This window comes from Cupriavidus nantongensis (genome assembly GCF_041726985.1).
Classification (GTDB): Bacteria; Pseudomonadota; Gammaproteobacteria; order Burkholderiales; family Burkholderiaceae; genus Cupriavidus; species Cupriavidus nantongensis_A.
In genome coordinates this window covers 316489-333975 of record NZ_CP168303.1, presented here as the reverse complement: position 1 = coordinate 333975, position 17487 = coordinate 316489, and the positions used below count along the sequence as shown (strand labels likewise).

The following is a 17487-nucleotide window of genomic DNA, read 5'->3' as shown; positions in this document are numbered from 1 at the left end:
CAAAGGAGCCCGACGTGAATGCCATTGCCTCTACCACGCCCGACGCCGCAGCCGACCCCGACACCAAGGAACGGACACGCCGGCGCGAGCAGGAAATCTCCGCGCAGGCCCGGCGCGCGGCACGCCGCGAAGCCGCTGCCGCGCTGGTGCTCAAGGCGGTGCCGCCGCTGCTGGGCTTCGCCCTGTTCGTGCTGGCCTGGCACGGCATCGCCACCATGATCCCGGCCATCCCCACCCCTGGCGCGACGTGGAACGCGGCGGTACCGCTGTTTGCGGATCCGTTCTACCGCAACGGGCCCAATGACCAGGGCATCGGCTGGAACGTGCTGGCGTCGCTGGCGCGCGTGGCAGCGGGCTTCGGCCTGGCCGCGCTGGTCGGCATCCCGGCCGGCTTCGTGATCGGGCGCTTCGCCTTTCTGAACGCGATGACCGCGCCGGTGATCAGCCTGCTGCGCCCGGTTTCACCGCTGGCGTGGCTGCCGATCGGGCTGCTGCTGTTCAAGGCCGCCAACCCCGCCGCGATCTGGGCGATCTTTATCTGCTCGATCTGGCCGATGGTGATCAACACCGCGGTGGGCGTCACGCGCGTGCCGCAGGACTACCTGAACGTGGCGCGCGTGCTCGACCTGTCCGAGTGGAAGGTATTCACGCGCGTGCTGTTTCCCGCGGTGCTGCCTTACATGCTGACCGGCGTGCGGCTGTCGATCGGCACGGCCTGGCTGGTGATCGTCGCGGCGGAGATGCTGACCGGCGGCACCGGCATCGGCTTCTGGCTGTGGGACGAGTGGAACAACCTGAAGGTGGAGCACATCGTGATCGCCATCTTCGTCATCGGCCTGATCGGCCTGCTGCTGGAACATGCGCTACTGGCGCTGGCCCGGCGCTTCAGCTACGGCACTCATTGAGCGGCACGGGAGAGACGCCATGGACAAGTTCGTCAGCATCGAAAACGTCGGCCAGACCTTCAAGACCCGCAAGGGCCCGTTCGTCGCGCTGCGCGACATCCAGCTGCAGATCGCCGAGGGCGAGTTCATCACGCTGATCGGCCACTCCGGCTGCGGCAAGTCCACGTTGCTGAACCTGCTGGCGGGACTGGCCACGCCCACCGCCGGCGCGCTGATCTGCGCCGGGCGCGAAATCGCCGGGCCCGGGCCGGAGCGCGCAGTGGTTTTCCAGAACCATTCGCTGCTGCCGTGGCTGACCTGCTTCGAGAACGTCTACCTGGGCGTCGAGCGTGTGTTCGCGGCCAGCGAGAACAAGGCGCAGCTCAGGGCGCGCACGCACGACACGCTGGCGCTGGTAGGCCTGAGCCACGCCGAAGGCAAATATCCGCACGAAATCTCCGGCGGCATGAAGCAGCGCGTCGGCATTGCCCGCGCGCTGGCGATGGCGCCCAAGGTGCTGCTGATGGACGAGCCCTTCGGCGCGCTGGATGCGCTCACGCGTGCCCACCTGCAGGACGAGCTGCTCAAGATCGTCGCGCGCACGCGCAGCACGGTGGTGATGGTGACGCACGATGTCGACGAGGCCGTGCTGCTGGCCGACCGCATCGTGATGATGACCAATGGCCCGGCCGCCACCATCGGGGAGATCGTCGAGGTGGACCTGCCGCGTCCGCGCGACCGCGTGGCGCTGGCGGACGACCCGGCCTACCACGCCTGCCGCACCGCGGTGCTGGACTTCCTTTACCGCAAGCAGCGCAATCCGGCGCTGCACGAAGCAGCGTAGCGGCGGGCGAGGCGGCCATGGGCGAGGCCGCCGCGCTCCGCTATCATGAACCCAGCACACACTACCCCATGCCGCCATGACCACCACCGCCGCCCCATTCCCCGCCGCCCGCTATATCAAGGAGATCGGCCGCGGCGTCAACGGCGCGCGCGCGCTGCCGCGCGAGGACGCGCAGGCCCTGTTCGACGCCATGCTGGCGGGCCGCGTGTCCGACCTCGAGCTGGGCGCCATCCTGATGGCCTATCGCATCAAGGGCGAGGCGCCGCACGAGCTGGCCGGCATGCTCGAGGCCGCCCATGCGCACTGCCAGCCGCTGCCGGCGCCGCCGGACCGGCAGGTGGTGGTGATTCCCAGCTACAACGGCGCGCGCAAGCAGCCCAACCTGGTGCCGCTGCTGGCGCTGCTGCTGGCCCGCGAAGGCATCCCCGTCGTGGTGCACGGCACGCGCGTGTTCGAGGGCCGCGTGACCAGCATGGCGCTGTTCGAGGCGCTAGGGGTGCCCCTGTGCGCAAGCACCGCCGAAGCCGCGGCAAAGCTGCGCGATGGCGATGGCAATGGCCCGCTGGCGGTGCTGCCGGTGGATGTGCTGTCGCCCGGGCTGTCGCGCCTGCTGGAGCGGCGCACCGTGATCGGGCTGCGCAATTCCTCGCATACAGTGGCCAAGATGCTGCAACCCGTGGGCGAGCATTCGCCGGCCGAAGGCCTGCGCCTGTACAGCTACACGCACCCCGAATACCGCGAGACGCTGACCGACTACTTCTCGCACGAGCCCGCCAACGTGCTGCTGGCACGCGGCACCGAGGGCGAGGTGGTTGCCGATGCCCGGCGCACCGGCCGCATCGACTGGCTGCATGAAGGCCACCAGCAGACACTGGTTGGCCAGGCCGGGGGCTCGATCGGCGACGTGCCGGAGCTGCCGCCGGGCAGCGATGCCGGCCTGACGGTGGCCTGGATCCGGCGCGTGCTCGACGGCGCGGTGCCGGTGCCGGCGCCCATCACCATCCAGATCGAGGCCATCCGCGAATGCCTGCGCCAAGGCACGCGCGTGACCTGGGCCAGCCCGGTCTGAGGCGGCCCCGGCACTACCATCAGGGCTTGCGCGGGGGCAGCGGAATGCGCTCGGTCTCGCCCGGCACGTGCGGGAACTGGTCGTCCTCCCAGCGCTGGGCCGCGGCCTCGATCGCCACCTTGCTGCTGGCGACGAAATTCCAGTAGATAAAGCGGTGCCCGTCGGTCGGGTCGCCGCCCAGCAGCATCACTCGCGACGGCGCCGTCGCCGTCAGCGTCGCCGGCTGGCCCGGCGTCAGCACCACCATGTGTTCTGCCGGCAGCGGCTCGCCGTCGAGCGAGACCGCGCCGTCGACCGGATAGATGCCGCGCTCGGCGTGTTCGGCGGGAATCTCCACGCTGGCGCCGGCGTCCAGCTCGATCGCCACGTACAGCGTGCGGCTGAAGACCTTGACCGGCGAGGTCTGGCCAAACGCATCGCCGGCAATCACCACCATGCGCAGGCCGGGCCGCTCGATGCGCGGCAGCGTCGCGGCGGGATGGTGGAAGAACGACGGCTCGGCGCCCTCATGCTGCTGCGGCAGCGCCACCCAGGTCTGGATGCCGTGCAGGCGCGCGCCTTCCGGGCGCACATGCTCGGGCGAACGCTCCGAGTGCACGATGCCGTGGCCGGCCGTCATCCAGTTGACGTCGCCGGGGCGGATCGCCTGGTCGCTGCCGAGGCTGTCGCGATGGATGATCTCGCCTTCGAACAGGTAGGTAACCGTGGCCAGGCCGATATGGGGATGCGGACGCACATCGGCGCCTTGGCCCGGCGGCAGCTGCACCGGTCCCATATGGTCGAAGAATATAAAGGGGCCGACGGTCTGGGTCGCCGCGGCTGGCAGCAGCCGACGCACGGTGAAATCGCCCAGGTCGCGCACATGCGGCTTGAGCAAGTGTTCGATAGCAGACATAACTCCTCCGATCCGATAAGAGAGGCTCGCAAGCATGCCAGTGCGCCGCCCGCCGGTCGAGTGTAGCCGTTGCTGGAACAGTGCATTGCAGCGCCAGCCAGAACCCCGCTGCCACCGTGCGCTCTAACTACCAGTGCGCGATGGCAGCAGTGTCGTTGCCGTCTCTTTACGATGTGCCCAGCTATCTAAACAGGCAGAGCGATACCCGGGAACTATCGGGATCATCGGAACTCCAATTAGCACTCACCCGGCCAGAGTGCTAAGATGTGTTGCAGTGCCGCCGTTCCCCCAGGGGGCTGCGGCGCACCGGCAACCAAACCGCCGGACGCGAAAGGAGCCATTGAGTGAACGCAGTCTTGTCTGCCGACCAAACCCTGACGAACAACCGTCTGCCGACGGTGCCCCGGAACACGGGCAGCTTTGCGCTGACCTTTCCGGCGACCGTGGGCAACCTCGACAGCTATATCCAGGCTGTCCACCGCATTCCGCTGCTGACGGCAGAGGAAGAGCAACGCCTGGCGCGCGAACTGCGCGACCACGATTCCGTCGACGCAGCGCGCCGCCTGGTGATGTCGCACCTGCGGCTGGTGGTGTCGATCGCCCGCCAGTACCTCGGCTACGGCCTGCCCCACGCCGACCTGATCCAGGAAGGCAATATCGGCCTGATGAAGGCGGTAAAGCGTTTCGACCCGGATCAGGGCGTGCGCCTGGTGTCGTACGCGATGCACTGGATCAAGGCGGAGATCCATGAATACGTGCTGAAGAACTGGCGCATGGTCAAGGTGGCCACCACCAAGGCCCAGCGCAAGCTGTTCTTCAACCTGCGCAGCCACAAGCAGGGCAGCCACACCTTCACGCCGGAACAGGTCGAAGCCGTCGCGCGCGAGCTGAACGTCAAGCCCGAAGAAGTGATGGAGATGGAAACCCGCCTGTCGGGCGGCGACCTCGCGCTCGAAGGCCAGGTCGACGACGGCGAAGAGGAATTCGCCCCCATCGCCTACCTGGCCGACAACCATAACGAGCCGACGCGCGTGATGGAAGCCAAGCGCCATGACCGCATGCAGGTCGAGGGGCTGGAAGAAGCGCTGGGCAAGCTCGACGAACGCAGCCGCCGCATCATCGAAGCGCGCTGGCTCAACGTCGAGGACGACGGCTCGGGCGGCGCCACGCTGCATGAGCTGGCCGACGAGTTCGGCGTGTCGGCCGAGCGCATCCGCCAGATCGAGGCGGCGGCGATGAAGAAGATGAAGGGCGCGCTGCAGGCATTCGCCTGATCCACCGCAACCACGCAAAAGGCCGGTCCATGGACCGGCCTTTTTGTTGCCCGCGAAGCGTTGGTGCCACCGCTCGTGCGACATTATGCCGCACCCTCTTGCCCCGACTGCGTCAGGACAACAGCTGTTTCAGGTCGTGCGCGATGGGCTCCGGACCCTGGCCGTGGCGGATGAACAGTCGCAGCTTGCCCTGCGGGTCGAACACATAGCTGCCGGCGGAGTGATCCACGGTGTAGTTGTTGGGCGAGCTGCCCGGCACCTTGGCGTAGAACACCTTGAAGTCCTTGGCCAGCTTCTGCAGCGCGGCCTCGTCGGCCGGGCGCAGCCCGACGAAGCGCGGATCGAAAGCGGGCACGTACTGCGCCAGCAGCGCCTGCGTATCGCGTTCCGGGTCGACCGTGACGAACAGCACCTGCACGCGGTCCGCGTCCGGCCCCAGCTGCTCCACGACCGCCTTCAGTTCGGCCATGGTGGTGGGGCAGACGTCCGGGCAGTGGGTGTAGCCGAAGAACATCACCACCGCCTTGCCCTTGTAGTCGGCCAGGGTGCGCACCTTGCCGGTGTGGTCGGTCAGCGAGAAGTCCTTGCCGAAATCGGCGGCGCCGGTGATATCGACATTGCGGAACGACGCCTTCTGCTGCCCGCAAGCGGCGACGGCCAAGGCCAGCGCGGCCAGCAGGGAAAAGCGGCGGAAGGCGGCGAACAGGCCGGAAGCGGAGCTGAGGCGTGGCATGCGGGGGACGGGTCAGGGATGAGAAGGAAACAGCATGCAGTATCGCCGATCATGCTGCTGCGCTCGCGCCGGCGCGGCAAGATGCCGCAGCCGGCGCCCAGGCAGGCGCAGCTCAGACCTGCGGCACGAACTTGAAGTAATGATCGATCAGCAGCGCCGCGAACAGCAGCGACAGGTACAGGATCGAGAAGCGGAAGGTGCGCTGCGCCAGTTCGTCCGAATAGTTGCGGTACAGCTTCCAGGCATAGGCCAGGAAGCCCGCGCCCAGCGCCAGCGCAGCGGCCAGGTAAATGTAGCCGCTCATGCCGTAGACGAAGGGCAGCAGCGTCGCCGCGATCATCACCAGCGTGTACAGCAGGATGTGCAGCAGAGTGTAGCGCTCGCCGTGCGTAACCGGCAGCATCGGCAGCCCGGACTTGGCGTAGTCGGCGCGGCGGTAAAGCGCCAGCGCCCAGAAGTGCGGCGGGGTCCAGGTGAAGATGATCAACACCAGGAACCAGGCCTCGGCCGGCACCTCGCCCGCCACCGCGGCCCAGCCCAGCGCCGGCGGCATCGCGCCGGACAGGCCGCCGATGACGATGTTCTGCGGCGTGGCCGGCTTGAGCAGGATGGTGTAGACCACCGCATAGCCCAGGAAGGTGGCAAAGGTCAGCCACATGGTCAGGTCGTTGGCGTAGACATGCAGCAGCCACATGCCGGCGCCGCCCAGGATGGCGGAGAACACCAGCGTCTGGCGCGTGGTGATCTCGCCGGTGGCCGACGGCCGCCAGGCGGTACGGCGCATCAGCGCATCGATCTTCTGCTCGACCAGGCAATTGATGGCAAAGGCCGCGCCGGCCAGCAGCCAGATGCCGGCGGCGCCGCCGATCAGCACCGGCCACGGCACCATGCCGGGCGTGGCGAGGAACATGCCGATGATGGCGCAAAACACGGCCAGCTGCGTCACGCGCGGCTTGGTCAGGGCGGCATATTGCCGGGCCAGGTGCCGCATGCGGCTCAACTTGCCCAGGGAATGGGGATGGGTAGCGGTAACCACGGAAGGGGTCTTGTCTTTCATGTGGCGCGGGCGGCAGTCGGCACGGCAGCGGGGGCGCCGGCGGCCCGGGTCGTCAGCCCGATATTGTAGTGGAGACGGACCAGCAGCAGCAGCAGCACCGCGGCGCCGCCGTTATGCGCGACCGCCGCCACCAGCGGCCAGTCGAACACGATATTCGACAGCCCGGTGGCCAGTTGCAGCACCAGCGTCGCCAGCAGCCAGCCGGCCGCGCGGCTGAGCCCTTCAAGCCGGCGTGCACGTAGCCCGAACCACGCCAGGTAGCCCAGCACGATCACGGCAAAACCGCGATGGACCCAGTGGATCGCCACCAGCGCCGCGTGCGGGATGTAGTCGCCGTCGGCGGTCATGCCCAGCTGGCGCCACAGCGTGAAGCCATGGCGGAAGTCCATCTCGGGCACCAGCTGGCCGTTGCACAGCGGGAAGTCGGTACAGGCCAGCACCGCATAGTTGGTGCTGACCCAGCCGCCCAGGAAGATCTGGATCACCAGCAGCAGCAGGCCGATGCGCACCGGCCAGCGCAGCCGCGCCGCCTGCGGCGCGACCGGGTGCGGCGGGTCGTTGCGCGAGCCCAGCTGGATCAGCACCGCCAGCAGCGCCATGCCCAGCATCAGGTGCGTCACGACGATGATCGGCTGCAGCTTCAGCGTCACGGTGAAGGCTCCGAAGGCGCCCTGCACGCACACCAGCAGCAGCACGCCGGTGGCGAACCACGGCGACTGTTTAAGCTCCCTCCGCTTGACCCACGCCAGCACCATCAGCGTGATGATCAGCACGCCGACGGCCATGGCGAAGTAGCGGTGGATCATCTCGATCCAGGCCTTGGCCAGCGTCACCGGGCCGCTGGGCATCGCGGTCTCGGCGGCGCGGATCGGCTCCAGCGCGGCATGGGGGTTGGAATGCCCGTAGCAGCCGGGCCAGTCGGGGCAGCCCAGCCCTGAGTCGGTCAGGCGCGTGAAGCTGCCGAACATGATCAGGTCCAGCGTCAGGAACGCCGTGATCCAGGCAAGCTTGCGGTACTTGTTGCGGTCGCCCTTCACCATCACGTAGGACAGCGGGAACAGCGCGATCAGGACGCCGATGATGGCCAGTTGCAGCAGCATGCCGTCCCCTCAACCGATGCGCGAGACCTTGAGCAGCTTCTTCAGGTCGCCGCTCATCTTCTTGGGGTCCGGATCCTGCGGGAAGCGCATCATCAGGTTGCCCAGCGGGTCGACCAGGAACAGCGTGTCCTCGGCGCGCTTGCCCGGCTCGGCCGGCAGCCACTGCTGCGCGGCCTGGCGGTCGATGCGCAGGAAGCGCACGCCGGCGTAAGGCTCGTTGTAGGCGGAAACCAGGCGCTCGTCGATTTTGCCGTCGTCGGTGACCAGCCACACCGGCACGATGCGCAGGCGATCCTGCCCCTGTCCGGCGCGGATCTGGCGGATGGTGAACAGCTTCCTGGCGCAGGCCTCGTCGCAGGCGGACGGATCGGCGCTGACCAGCAGCCACTTTCCGCGGAACTGCTCCAGCGGCACGGCTTGGCCCTGCTCGTCGGTGACGCGCACCGGCGGCATCGGCCGCTGCGGGTCGACCAGCGCGCCGTAATTGGTGGCGCCGCCGCGCGGCTTGATCACGTAATAGGTGAAGTAGGAGGCAATCACCGGAGACGCGCACACCAGCAGCAGCATCAGCATCTGCAGGCGGCCACGGCGCGTGCGCGCGTCGATGCGGGGGTCGCGCGGCGAAGCCGCGGCGGCCGGGGCGGAGTCTTGCTGTGCCATGGAGTACGTCTGTCCTTTGTCTTCGGCAAGCCCATGCACCGCTGCGCGGCGCGTGGGCGGTCAATTCATTCGATCAGGGTCCGGCCAGGCGGCGCGCGCGGCGCCAGCCCAGCACGACCACCAGCACCACCGTCAGCGCGGCCAGCCCGAACCACTGGAAGGCATAGCCATAGTGCCGCTCGGCGCCGACGTCGGCAGGCGGCCAGTCGCGCGCCAGGCCGTCTCCGCTGTCGTTGCGCTGCTCGATCACCAGCGGGTGCAGGGCCAGCCCGGTTTCGGCGGTATACGGCGCGATCTCGAGGTTCTGGCGGATCCTGCTGCCAGCGGCCTCCTGGCCCAGGCTATAGACCCGCGGCACACCGGCCAGTGCCGTACCGGTGATGGTCACCTCGCCCTCGGGCGTCGGAAACGGCGCGATCCGGGTGCGGTCCTCGGCATCGCGCGGCAGCCAGCCGCGCAGCACCAGCACGGCGCGCATGGCGCCGGCCTCGCCCGGCGCCGCGCCGATCACCAGCGGCGTCACCACCAGGAAGCCCGCCCGGCTGTCGCCGCTGCGGCCGCCGGTGCCGTGGGGGCGATTATCCAGCAATACGGTGCGCGATGCGTCGAAGCGCCCGCTCACGCGCACCGCGCGGTCCGTCACAAGTTGTGACAGCGGCGCCGTGCCCAGCACCACCGGCGGCTGCGCCGCCAGCGCCTGCAGCCGCGCGGCGCGCGCTTCCTTCTCATGCGCGCGATTAAGCTGCCAGTTGCCCAGCGCACAGGTCACCGCGATCACGACCAGTGCGGCCGCCAACGGCAACGGGCTGGCGAAGCGGCGCCAGCTCATCGTCCCTGCGGCACTGTGAAGCGCGCCCCGGTGCGATAATGGGCCTGTGCGCCGCACGTCGCGCCGCGCCTGCCCCCAAACCGCCCCGCCATGCGCTTTGTCATCATCATTGCCTTCATCCTGATCATCGCCAGCCTGGCCTCGGCCCTGTTCTTCATGATGCGCGACCGCGGCAAGACGCCCAACATGATGCGCTCGCTGATGCTGCGCGTGGGCTTCTCGGTGGCGCTGTTCCTGTTCATCCTGTTCTCGAGCTGGATGGGCTGGATCCACAGCACCGGCATTCGCATTGCGCCCTGAACCGGCGCGCCGCGGCGGCCCCGCCCGGGGCCCGCAAAAGACAAACGCCGCAGGCTGGCCAGGCCCCTGCGGCGTTTCTCTTTTGCGTTGGCGCCGGCGGTCCCGGTCAGTCCCGGGGCCCGCCGGCCGGTACGGCAGCCGGTTACAGCCAGTACACCACGATGTAGAGGAACAGCCACACCACGTCAACGAAGTGCCAGTACCAGGCCGCGCCTTCGAAGGCGAAGTGGTGCTCGGGGGTGAAGTGGCCCTTCAGCACGCGGATCAGCACCACCGCCAGCATGATCGCGCCCATGGTCACGTGGAAACCGTGGAAGCCGGTCAGCAGGAAGAAGGTCGAGCCGTAGATGCCCGAGCTGAGCTTCAGGTTCAGGTCAGAGTAGGCGTGCATGTACTCGTAGACCTGGAAGCCCATGAAGATCGCTCCCAGCAGGATGGTCAGCGCCAGGCCCTGGATCAGCTGGCTGCGCTTGCCGGCCAGCAGCGCGTGGTGCGCCCAGGTCAGCGTCACGCCCGACATCAGCAGCAGCGCGGTGTTGATGGTCGGGATCGGCCACGGGCCCATGGTCTGGAAATTTTCCACCACGCCAGCCGGGCCGGTGTTGGGCCACACCGCGGCAAAGTCGGGCCACAGGATCTTGTTGTTCAGGTCGCCCAGCCACGGCATGGCGATGGCGCGGGCATAGAACAGCGCGCCGAAGAACGCGGCGAAGAACATCACCTCGGAGAAGATGAACCAGCCCATCGACCAGCGGAACGACAGGTCGATGTTCTTGCCATACATGCCGCCTTCGGACTCGCTGATGGCGTCGCCAAACCAGCTCTTGAGCACGAACAGGAACCACAGCAGGCCGAAGCCGCACAGGTACGGCGCCCAGGGCTGCCCGTTTACCCAACCGGCGGCGCCGGCACCCGTCATCAGCAGGCCGAAGCTTGCGGTGATGGGGTGGCGCGACGGGCCCGGTACGAAGTAGTACGGAGCGTTTGCGCGATTCGCACTCATTCTTTTATCTCCAGCTCAGAGTCTTTGATTCAGTATTCGTTGTCCCCGCCTTGGCACTGCAGGCCGCCCGCCTCCTGTGGGCCGGCCCCGCCGCCGCGGTTGCTTTGTTCTGCGACTGCTTTTGTTGTCTACCCTTCCTGCCTTGCTACGCCGACGCCTGGCTCACCACCATGCGCACGATCACCACCAGGATCGCGATGAACACCGCCGCCGCGATCAGCCCGGCGAGCACCACATGCACCGGGTTCAGCCGGGCCATGTCGCGTTCGTGCTCCGCGCCCTTGCGCAGGCCGATGAACGACCACAGCACCGCGCGCATGGTCTGCGCAAACGACAGCTTGCGCTTGACCGCGTCCTTCATCTCATCCATCGCCCGTCCTCCGCCTGGCCAGCCCCTGGCCTGCCGCTCGCCAGCCGCTCGCTTCAGATGCCCTTGCCGGCCGGCGCGGGCTGCGGCGCCAGCTGGCCCTCGGGCGCCTGCGCCACCGGCGTGCCCACCTCGAAGAAGGTGTACGACAGCGTAATGTTCTTCACATCCTTGGGCAGCGCGGGATCGATCACGAAGACCACCGGCATCTCGCGCGCCTCGTTCGCCTTGAGCGTCTGCTGCTTGAAGCAGAAGCACTCCAGCTTCATGAAATACTGGGTCGCCTGCTTGGGCGCGTAGCTCGGGATGGCCTGCGCCGAGATATCACGCGTCTGCCCGTTGGCCACCTCGTAGACGATCGTCGCCATCTCGCCGGGATGCACTTCCATGCTGTTCTTCACCGGCCGGAAGGCAAAGGGCCCGCGCGCGTTGGAGTCGAACTCCACCGTGATGGTGCGGCTCTTGTCGATCTGCGTGTTCTTGACCGCGCCGTGCAGCTCGCGCGTGGTGATCACGTTGATGCCGGTGATTTCGCAGATCTTCTTGTACAGCGGCACCAGCGCGTAGCCAAAGCCGAACATCACGGCAACGATCACCACCAGCCGCAGCATCATGCCGCGGTTGAACCGCTTGTCCGCCTCCCTGCCCGACTGCTGCTCGATGCTCATCTCGCTACCTGCCGCCTCAGCCGAAGAACTTCATCTTGGCGAAGAACCCCAGAAAGAAAACCACCACGATCGACAACAGGATCAGGCCAAGGCGCCGGTTGGCGGCCTTGTGGTCCGGGCGTGACGGGCTTTTGTCTGGAGACTGCATAACGGTCTTGATACCTGCCGGCGCGGGGGACGGACGTTGCCGCCCCCCGAGGCCTGGTTACGCGGGTGCCGCCTTAGCGGACCTGCGGGGGAACTTCAAAGGTGTGGAACGGCGCCGGCGACGGCACGGTCCACTCCAGGCCCTCGGCGCCATCCCAGGGCTTGTCCGAGGCCTGCTGGCCGCCGCGGTACGACGGCAGCACCACGAAGAAGAAGAAATACACCTGCATCAGGCCGAAGCCGAGCGCACCGATCGACGCGATCGCGTTGAAGTCGGCGAACTGGGTCGGGTAATCGGCATAGCGGCGCGGCATGCCGGCCAGGCCCAGGAAGTGCATCGGGAAGAAAGTCACGTTGAAGAAGATCAGCGAACCCCAGAAGTGGATCTGGCCCCGAGCCTCGTTGTACATGAACCCGCTCCACTTCGGACCCCAGTAGTAGAAGCCCGCGAACAGCGCGAACAGCGAGCCGGCCACCAGCACATAGTGGAAGTGCGCCACGATGAAGTAGGTGTCCTGCAGCTGGATGTCGATCGGCGCCACGGCCGGCATCAGGCCGGTGAAGCCGCCGATGGTGAACACGAAGATAAAGCCGATCGCGAACAGCATCGGGGTCTCGAAGGTCATCGAGCCGCGCCACATGGTGGCGATCCAGTTGAAGATCTTCACCGCGGTCGGCACCGCGATCAGCATGGTCGCGTACATGAAGAACAGCTGGCCGGTCACCGGCATGCCGGTCGTGAACATGTGGTGGGCCCACACGATGAACGACAGGATGGCGATCGAGGCGGTGGCGTACACCATCGAGCTGTAGCCGAACAGGCGCTTGCGCGCGAACGCCGGCACCACGTGCGAGATGATCCCGAAAGCCGGCAGGATCATGATGTAGACCTCGGGATGGCCAAAGAACCAGAAGATATGCTGGTACATCACCGGGTCGCCGCCGCCGGCGGCCGAGAAGAAGCTGGTGCCGAAGTGACGGTCGGTCAGCACCATGGTAATGGCGCCTGCCAGCACCGGCATCACGGCGATCAGCAGGTAGGCGGTGATCAGCCAGGTCCAGCAGAACATCGGCATCTTCATCAGCGTCATGCCGGGGGCGCGCATGTTGAGGATGGTCACGATGATGTTGATCGAGCCCATGATCGACGACGCGCCCATGATGTGCATGGCGAAGATGGCCATGTCCATGCCCGGGCCCATCTGCACCGACAGCGGCGCGTACAGGGTCCAGCCCGCGGCGGTGGCGCCGCCCGGCACGAAGAACGAGCCGGCCAGCAGCAGCGCGGCCGGAGGCATCAGCCAGAAGCTGAAGTTGTTCATGCGCGCGAACGCCATGTCGGAGGCGCCGATCTGCAGCGGGATCATCCAGTTGGCGAAGCCGACGAAGGCCGGCATGATCGCGCCGAACACCATCACCAGGCCGTGCATGGTGGTGAACTGGTTGAACAGCTCGGGGCGGAAGAACTGCAGGCCCGGCTCGAACAGTTCCAGGCGGATCAGCAGTGCCAGCACGCCGCCCGACAGCAGCATGATGAACGAGAACAGCAGGTACAGCGTACCGATGTCCTTGTGGTTGGTGGCGAACAGCCAGCGGCGCCAGCCATGCGGGTGATCGTGCGCGTGGTCGTCATGCGCGTGATCGTGCGGATGGGCGAGTGCGTCCGGGGTAGCAGTACTCATCGCAAATGCTCCTCTAATCCTGTTCTGTCTTCAGCGGGTCAGCCCGCGACGCGGTTGCCCGCGAGGCTGGCCTGCTTGTCAGCCTGAGCGGCCGGCTTGGCCTCGGCCTTCGGCGCTTCGCCGCCGGCCGCACCGCCGCCTTCGGGGAACTTGCCCGCGCGGGCACCCACGAATTCGCTCGGCTGGATCACTTCACCCGTCTTGTTGCTCCAGGCGTTGCGCGTATAGGTCATGACCGTAGCCAGCTCGGTGTCCGACAGCTGCTTCCACGACGGCATGCCGCCCTTGCCTTCCAGCAGCATGTGCATCTGGCCGGCCTTTGGGCCGTTCACGATCTTGGAGCCGTCCAGCGCCGGGAACGCGCCGCCGCCCTTGCCGTTGGGCTGGTGGCAGACCGCGCAGTTGGCCGCGTAGATCTTCTCGCCGCGCACCTTGGCTTCGTCCAGGGTCCAGGTCTTGTTGGGATCGTCGGCCTTGGCCGCCAGCTCCTTCTTCTTGCCGTCGACCCACTTGGTGTAGTCGGCGTCGGAGACCACGCGCACCACGATCGGCATGAAGGCGTGTTCCTTGCCGCACAGCTCGGCGCACTGGCCGCGGTACACGCCGATCTTCTCGGCCTTGAACCAGGTGTCGCGCACGAAGCCCGGGATCGCATCCTGCTTGACGCCGAAGGCCGGGATCATCCAGGCGTGGATCACGTCGTTGGCGGTGGTGACGATGCGGATCTTCTTGTTGACGGGCACCACCAGCTCGTTGTCCACCTCCATCAGGTAGGTGTTCGACTTGGCCTGCTCGTTGTTGATCTGCTCGCGCGGGGTGGTCAGGGTCGACACGAAGGAGATGCCCTCGCCTTCGCCCTTCAGGTAGTCATAGCCCCACTTCCACTGGTAGCCGGTGGCCTTGATGGTGACGTCGGAGTTGGTGGTGTCCTTCATCGCGACCACGGTCTTGGTGGCCGGCAGGGCCATCGCGATCACGATCAGGAACGGGACGATGGTCCACACCACCTCGACTGTGATGCTCTCGTGGAAGGAGGCGGGCTTGGCCCCCTTGGACTTGCGGTGCGTGAAGATGGAATAAAACATCACGGCGAACACCGCGATAAAGATCACCGTGCAGATGATCAGCATCATCCAGTTCAGCCAGTGAATCTGTTCGGCGATCTTGGTAACCGGCTCGGTCAGGTTGAGCTGGCGCACGGCGGGGCCGCCCGGCATGTCGCTGACCGCGGACGCCGCCTGGCTGGCAAGCAGGGACGCGCCGGCCAGACAAACTGCGGATGCCTTCTTCCACATTTTCATTTGTTATCTACCCAATTTACAGATTCAAATCTGTCCCCGCCGCCGCTTCCGCCGCCTCTCAGAGGCGGCGCAAGGCCGCTGCGAGCTCCTGCGCGAACTTGCGTCGCCGGTACGGGTCCACGTAACACCCCACCTGTACCGCACGCCGGCCCGAGCGCAGTGTCACCAGCGCGCGGAACGATTCACCCAGTTCGATCCGCACCCAGCACGGATTGAATTCCTGGCGCGTCACCCGTCCGGCGCTGGCTGTCTCCACGACCAGCGTGCCGTCGGTGATGCTGACGCGCTCATAGTCTGTCGCATGGCGCGCATACACAAGCAGGGCGATGCCCAGCCCGATCAGCTCGATGCTGGCAAAGGGCAGCACGAGCCACGACCCTTGCCAGGCGAAAAACAACGCGATGGCAAGCGAAACCGTGAGGATCGAGAGGTAAAACCAGCCGACCTGGCGTGGACTCAGCGAGCAGTTCCGCTTCATCAGCCAGTCGTGGGGCGAGGAGGAAGGTCCGTCGAGATTTCCGCCGGAGTCACCACCTGCCGTCTGGAATGCGATACCCAAGTCTTGCATCGCCAACCACTCTGCATCGGATGCACACCCGGGACGATGGCGTCCGGACCGCACAGTGCGTGCAAACCAGGACGTTCTTGTGCCAGGGGACCACTGCGACAAACTGGCGCATTATAGGGCGCTTCCCATACACGGACAAGGGCGCGACTTGACCGCAAGGCTTGCGCGCCACCTGATTCTGTGCATGGGCCGAAATGCTGCCATCGCCCTGCCCACCGCGCCGGCACTATGTTTGCGGCAATCGCGAGCCGGCGCAAGTTAACTCAGTTTTAACCTGCGCGACGCGGTTTTGCACGGCCGATCTGGTCCAGCGGCACCACTGCGCGGCCTTCGCCGTCGCGCGCCTGCGCGCCGCGCGGTGACAGCTTCCAGGCGTGGCCGTAGACGATCTCGAAGCTCAGCGGGATCACCCCGTCGGCGTTGCGCCGCCGCTCCAGCGCCTGCGTCAGCGCCTGGTACCAGGCGCGGCCGCGCAGGCCCTGCGGCGGCGCCCCGGCCGGCACGCGCAGGCCGCCGAAGGCCTGCACCTCGCGCAGCAGCGTGGCGGGCGACTCGTAGGTGACGGTCAGGGTTTCCATGTCCATCACCGGCGTCGACCAGCCGCTGTGCACCAGCATGTCGCCGATGTCGTGCATGTCGACAAAGCGCAACGTGTGGGGCGTGTCGTCGATCTCGGCAAAGGCTGCACGCAGTTCCTTCAGGGTGTCCGGGCCGAACAGCGAGAACAGCACCAGCCCTTCGTCGCGCGTCACCCGGTGCCACTCCGGGAACACGCGGTGCGGCTCGGGATGCCAGTGCAGGGCCAGGTTGGACCACAGCAGGTCGAAGCTCGCGGGCGCAAAAGGCAGTGTGGCAAGATCGCCCTGGACCAGGTCGAACAGCGGGCGCTTGCCCAGCATGCGGCCGATCCAGCCGGGCCGGCGCTGCGGGTCGCGCTGCCCGGCCTCGGCCAGCATCGCAGCGGAGATGTCCAGACCGGCGATCTGCGCATCCGGAAAGCGCGCGCGCAGCCCGGCCAGGCCCTGGCCGTGGCCGCAGCCGATATCCAGCGCGCGCTGCGGCGCCAGGCGGATCACCTCCATGCGCTCCTGCATGCGCCGGCCGATCTCGCCCAGCAGGAAGTCGAGCTGGCCGAAGCCGCGGCTGCGCCGGTCGAAGGCGAGCCGGATCAGGCGCGCGGGCGGCAGGAAGGCATCGGGAGAATCGGCGGCATGCAGGGACACGGGCAGACAGGGCAGCAAGGAAAACAGGAACCGGCGCGCGGACAGGCTCTGCCCCAGGCGCCGGACGAACAAGGCCGCCGCGCCCGATGGGCCGCGACCGGACGGCAAGTATACGCGCGCGCCGCGCAGGCTGCCGGCGCCGCCGGCCGCGCGTGGTCCAGTGCGCGCGAACAGCTGTTGCCCAGCGCCTGCGCGCTGTGCGGGGCGGTGCAGCGGCAGGTGGTGTGCGCGCCCTGCGCCGCCGACCTGCTGCGCCCGGTGCGGCGCTGCCCGGTGTGCGCGCTGGCGCTGGGGCGGCATTTCCAGTGCCCGGCCTGCGGCGCCTCGCCCCGCGCCTTCAACCATGCCCATACGCTGGGCGACTACGCCTCGCCGCAGGACCAGCTGGTGCTGGCGCTCAAGTTCGGCCACGCCCTGCCGCTGGCGGCGTGGATCGCCACCAGGCTGGCGGATGGCCTGCCCGGGGCCTGGGCCGCGGCCCGGCATGCCGCACCCGACCTGATCGTGCCGGTGCCGCTGTCGGCGCAACGGCTGGCCTCGCGCGGCTTCAACCAGGCCTGGGAAATCGCGCGGCCGCTGGCGCGCCGCCTGGGCCTGCGCGCCGACCCGGTGCTGCTGCAACGCCAGCGCGAAACCGGCAGCCAGCGCGCGCTGGACCTCGCCGCGCGGCAGGTGAACCTGCGCGGCGCGTTCGTGCCCACACGCGCCACGCGGCTCGACGGCCTGCACGTGGCGCTGGTGGACGATGTGATGACTTCCGGCGCGACCCTGCACGAGGCCGCCGCCGTGCTCAAGGCCCATGGCGCGGTCCGTGTCAGCGTGATTGTCGCGCTGCGCACGCCATAGCGGGCGGGATGACAGGGGCACGGGCGCGCGGTAAGCT

At 67.5% G+C, this 17487-nt stretch carries 20 protein-coding genes; 6 read left to right on the top strand and 14 right to left on the bottom strand.

What is annotated here, in order from left to right; translation table 11 throughout:
- Positions 1–14 precede the first annotated feature (14 nt).
- The 3 genes from ntrB to ybiB all read left to right on the top strand — a co-directional run bounded on the left by ntrB (position 15) and on the right by ybiB (position 2797).
- Complete coding sequence (gene ntrB / locus ACEI37_RS12605; RefSeq protein WP_373379163.1) at positions 15–905, top strand: nitrate ABC transporter permease; 891 nt, start codon at positions 15–17, stop codon at positions 903–905.
- Positions 906–924: 19 nt separating this feature from the next.
- Positions 925–1728: an ABC transporter ATP-binding protein gene (locus tag ACEI37_RS12600; protein WP_373379162.1), complete on the top strand. Its 804-nt coding sequence runs from the start codon at positions 925–927 to the stop codon at positions 1726–1728.
- Positions 1729–1804: 76 nt separating this feature from the next.
- The gene (gene ybiB, locus ACEI37_RS12595; RefSeq protein ID WP_373379161.1) at positions 1805–2797 is read left to right on the top strand and encodes a DNA-binding protein YbiB; all 993 of its coding nucleotides are present in this window, start codon (positions 1805–1807) and stop codon (positions 2795–2797) included.
- Between the two features lie 19 nt (positions 2798–2816).
- On the opposite strand, the gene ACEI37_RS12590 is transcribed toward ybiB, so the two are convergent.
- Positions 2817–3692 carry a pirin family protein gene (locus ACEI37_RS12590; RefSeq protein ID WP_373379160.1) on the bottom strand — a complete coding sequence of 292 codons (876 nt, stop codon included), beginning with the start codon at positions 3690–3692 and terminating at the stop codon, positions 2817–2819.
- 344 nt (positions 3693–4036) lie between these two features.
- Here ACEI37_RS12590 and rpoH point away from each other — a divergent pair, with 344 nt between their 5' ends.
- Complete coding sequence (rpoH, locus tag ACEI37_RS12585; RefSeq protein ID WP_373379159.1) at positions 4037–4966, top strand: RNA polymerase sigma factor RpoH; 930 nt, start codon at positions 4037–4039, stop codon at positions 4964–4966.
- 112 nt (positions 4967–5078) lie between these two features.
- Here rpoH and ACEI37_RS12580 read toward each other — a convergent pair whose 3' ends face one another.
- From ACEI37_RS12580 to ACEI37_RS12560, 5 genes are all read right to left on the bottom strand, one after another.
- The gene (locus ACEI37_RS12580) at positions 5079–5699 is read right to left on the bottom strand and encodes an SCO family protein (RefSeq protein WP_092307490.1); all 621 of its coding nucleotides are present in this window, start codon (positions 5697–5699) and stop codon (positions 5079–5081) included.
- Between the two features lie 112 nt (positions 5700–5811).
- Positions 5812–6756 carry a heme o synthase gene (gene cyoE, locus ACEI37_RS12575; protein WP_092307488.1) on the bottom strand — a complete coding sequence of 315 codons (945 nt, stop codon included), beginning with the start codon at positions 6754–6756 and terminating at the stop codon, positions 5812–5814.
- The gene (locus ACEI37_RS12570; RefSeq protein ID WP_116294191.1) at positions 6753–7856 is read right to left on the bottom strand and encodes a heme A synthase; all 1104 of its coding nucleotides are present in this window, start codon (positions 7854–7856) and stop codon (positions 6753–6755) included. The genes cyoE and ACEI37_RS12570 overlap by 4 nt, the downstream gene beginning before the upstream one ends.
- A 9-nt stretch (positions 7857–7865) precedes the next feature.
- Positions 7866–8516, bottom strand: a complete 651-nt coding sequence (locus ACEI37_RS12565; RefSeq protein ID WP_373379157.1) for an SCO family protein — start codon at positions 8514–8516, stop codon at positions 7866–7868.
- Positions 8517–8589: 73 nt separating this feature from the next.
- Complete coding sequence (locus tag ACEI37_RS12560) at positions 8590–9345, bottom strand: SURF1 family protein (RefSeq protein ID WP_373379156.1); 756 nt, start codon at positions 9343–9345, stop codon at positions 8590–8592.
- A gap of 90 nt (positions 9346–9435) precedes the next feature.
- Here ACEI37_RS12560 and ACEI37_RS12555 point away from each other — a divergent pair, with 90 nt between their 5' ends.
- A complete protein-coding gene (locus ACEI37_RS12555) occupies positions 9436–9645 on the top strand; it encodes a twin transmembrane helix small protein (RefSeq protein WP_373379155.1) in 210 nt (69 codons plus the stop codon).
- Positions 9646–9787: 142 nt separating this feature from the next.
- Here the strand turns inward: ACEI37_RS12555 and ACEI37_RS12550 are convergent, their stop codons facing one another.
- The 8 genes from ACEI37_RS12550 to ACEI37_RS12515 all read right to left on the bottom strand — a co-directional run bounded on the left by ACEI37_RS12550 (position 9788) and on the right by ACEI37_RS12515 (position 16604).
- Positions 9788–10648, bottom strand: coding sequence for a cytochrome c oxidase subunit 3 (locus ACEI37_RS12550; protein ID WP_373379154.1), 861 nt, complete (start codon positions 10646–10648; stop codon positions 9788–9790).
- 145 nt (positions 10649–10793) lie between these two features.
- Entirely contained in the window at positions 10794–11018 is a 225-nt protein-coding gene (locus ACEI37_RS12545) for a DUF2970 domain-containing protein (protein ID WP_373379153.1), read from the bottom strand.
- A 53-nt stretch (positions 11019–11071) separates the two neighbouring features.
- Positions 11072–11683: a cytochrome c oxidase assembly protein gene (locus ACEI37_RS12540; protein ID WP_373379152.1), complete on the bottom strand. Its 612-nt coding sequence runs from the start codon at positions 11681–11683 to the stop codon at positions 11072–11074.
- A 16-nt stretch (positions 11684–11699) separates the two neighbouring features.
- Entirely contained in the window at positions 11700–11831 is a 132-nt protein-coding gene (locus ACEI37_RS12535; RefSeq protein ID WP_018008673.1) for a cytochrome oxidase small assembly protein, read from the bottom strand.
- A gap of 73 nt (positions 11832–11904) precedes the next feature.
- The gene (gene ctaD, locus ACEI37_RS12530) at positions 11905–13512 is read right to left on the bottom strand and encodes a cytochrome c oxidase subunit I (RefSeq protein WP_018008672.1); all 1608 of its coding nucleotides are present in this window, start codon (positions 13510–13512) and stop codon (positions 11905–11907) included.
- Between the two features lie 38 nt (positions 13513–13550).
- Complete coding sequence (gene coxB, locus ACEI37_RS12525) at positions 13551–14813, bottom strand: cytochrome c oxidase subunit II (RefSeq protein ID WP_373379151.1); 1263 nt, start codon at positions 14811–14813, stop codon at positions 13551–13553.
- A gap of 58 nt (positions 14814–14871) precedes the next feature.
- Positions 14872–15381, bottom strand: a complete 510-nt coding sequence (locus tag ACEI37_RS12520) for a DUF2244 domain-containing protein (protein WP_018008670.1) — start codon at positions 15379–15381, stop codon at positions 14872–14874.
- 269 nt (positions 15382–15650) lie between these two features.
- A complete protein-coding gene (locus ACEI37_RS12515) occupies positions 15651–16604 on the bottom strand; it encodes a methyltransferase domain-containing protein (RefSeq protein ID WP_373379150.1) in 954 nt (317 codons plus the stop codon).
- On the opposite strand from ACEI37_RS12515, the gene ACEI37_RS12510 reads away from it, so the two are divergent.
- The gene (locus ACEI37_RS12510) at positions 16593–17450 is read left to right on the top strand and encodes a ComF family protein (protein WP_373379149.1); all 858 of its coding nucleotides are present in this window, start codon (positions 16593–16595) and stop codon (positions 17448–17450) included. The two genes, ACEI37_RS12515 and ACEI37_RS12510, sit on opposite strands and share 12 nt — an antisense overlap.
- The last annotated feature ends 37 nt before the right edge of the window (positions 17451–17487 follow it).

What these genes read in the sequence shown, in the direction of transcription:
- ACEI37_RS12600 (WP_373379162.1), top strand. Translation starts at nt 925, where the DNA reads ATGGACAAGTTCGTCAGCATCGAAAACGTCGGCCAGACCTTCAAGACC.
- ybiB (WP_373379161.1), top strand. Translation starts at nt 1,805, where the DNA reads ATGACCACCACCGCCGCCCCATTCCCCGCCGCCCGCTATATCAAGGAG.
- ACEI37_RS12590 (WP_373379160.1), bottom strand. Translation starts at nt 3,692, where the DNA reads ATGTCTGCTATCGAACACTTGCTCAAGCCGCATGTGCGCGACCTGGGC.
- ACEI37_RS12580 (WP_092307490.1), bottom strand. Translation starts at nt 5,699, where the DNA reads ATGCCACGCCTCAGCTCCGCTTCCGGCCTGTTCGCCGCCTTCCGCCGC.
- cyoE (WP_092307488.1), bottom strand. Translation starts at nt 6,756, where the DNA reads ATGAAAGACAAGACCCCTTCCGTGGTTACCGCTACCCATCCCCATTCC.
- ACEI37_RS12570 (WP_116294191.1), bottom strand. Translation starts at nt 7,856, where the DNA reads ATGCTGCTGCAACTGGCCATCATCGGCGTCCTGATCGCGCTGTTCCCG.
- ACEI37_RS12565 (WP_373379157.1), bottom strand. Translation starts at nt 8,516, where the DNA reads ATGGCACAGCAAGACTCCGCCCCGGCCGCCGCGGCTTCGCCGCGCGAC.
- ACEI37_RS12560 (WP_373379156.1), bottom strand. Translation starts at nt 9,345, where the DNA reads ATGAGCTGGCGCCGCTTCGCCAGCCCGTTGCCGTTGGCGGCCGCACTG.
- ACEI37_RS12555 (WP_373379155.1), top strand. Translation starts at nt 9,436, where the DNA reads ATGCGCTTTGTCATCATCATTGCCTTCATCCTGATCATCGCCAGCCTG.
- ACEI37_RS12550 (WP_373379154.1), bottom strand. Translation starts at nt 10,648, where the DNA reads ATGAGTGCGAATCGCGCAAACGCTCCGTACTACTTCGTACCGGGCCCG.
- ACEI37_RS12545 (WP_373379153.1), bottom strand. Translation starts at nt 11,018, where the DNA reads ATGGATGAGATGAAGGACGCGGTCAAGCGCAAGCTGTCGTTTGCGCAG.
- ACEI37_RS12540 (WP_373379152.1), bottom strand. Translation starts at nt 11,683, where the DNA reads ATGAGCATCGAGCAGCAGTCGGGCAGGGAGGCGGACAAGCGGTTCAAC.
- ACEI37_RS12535 (WP_018008673.1), bottom strand. Translation starts at nt 11,831, where the DNA reads ATGCAGTCTCCAGACAAAAGCCCGTCACGCCCGGACCACAAGGCCGCC.
- ctaD (WP_018008672.1), bottom strand. Translation starts at nt 13,512, where the DNA reads ATGAGTACTGCTACCCCGGACGCACTCGCCCATCCGCACGATCACGCG.
- coxB (WP_373379151.1), bottom strand. Translation starts at nt 14,813, where the DNA reads ATGAAAATGTGGAAGAAGGCATCCGCAGTTTGTCTGGCCGGCGCGTCC.
- ACEI37_RS12520 (WP_018008670.1), bottom strand. Translation starts at nt 15,381, where the DNA reads ATGCAAGACTTGGGTATCGCATTCCAGACGGCAGGTGGTGACTCCGGC.
- ACEI37_RS12510 (WP_373379149.1), top strand. Translation starts at nt 16,593, where the DNA reads ATGCAGGGACACGGGCAGACAGGGCAGCAAGGAAAACAGGAACCGGCG.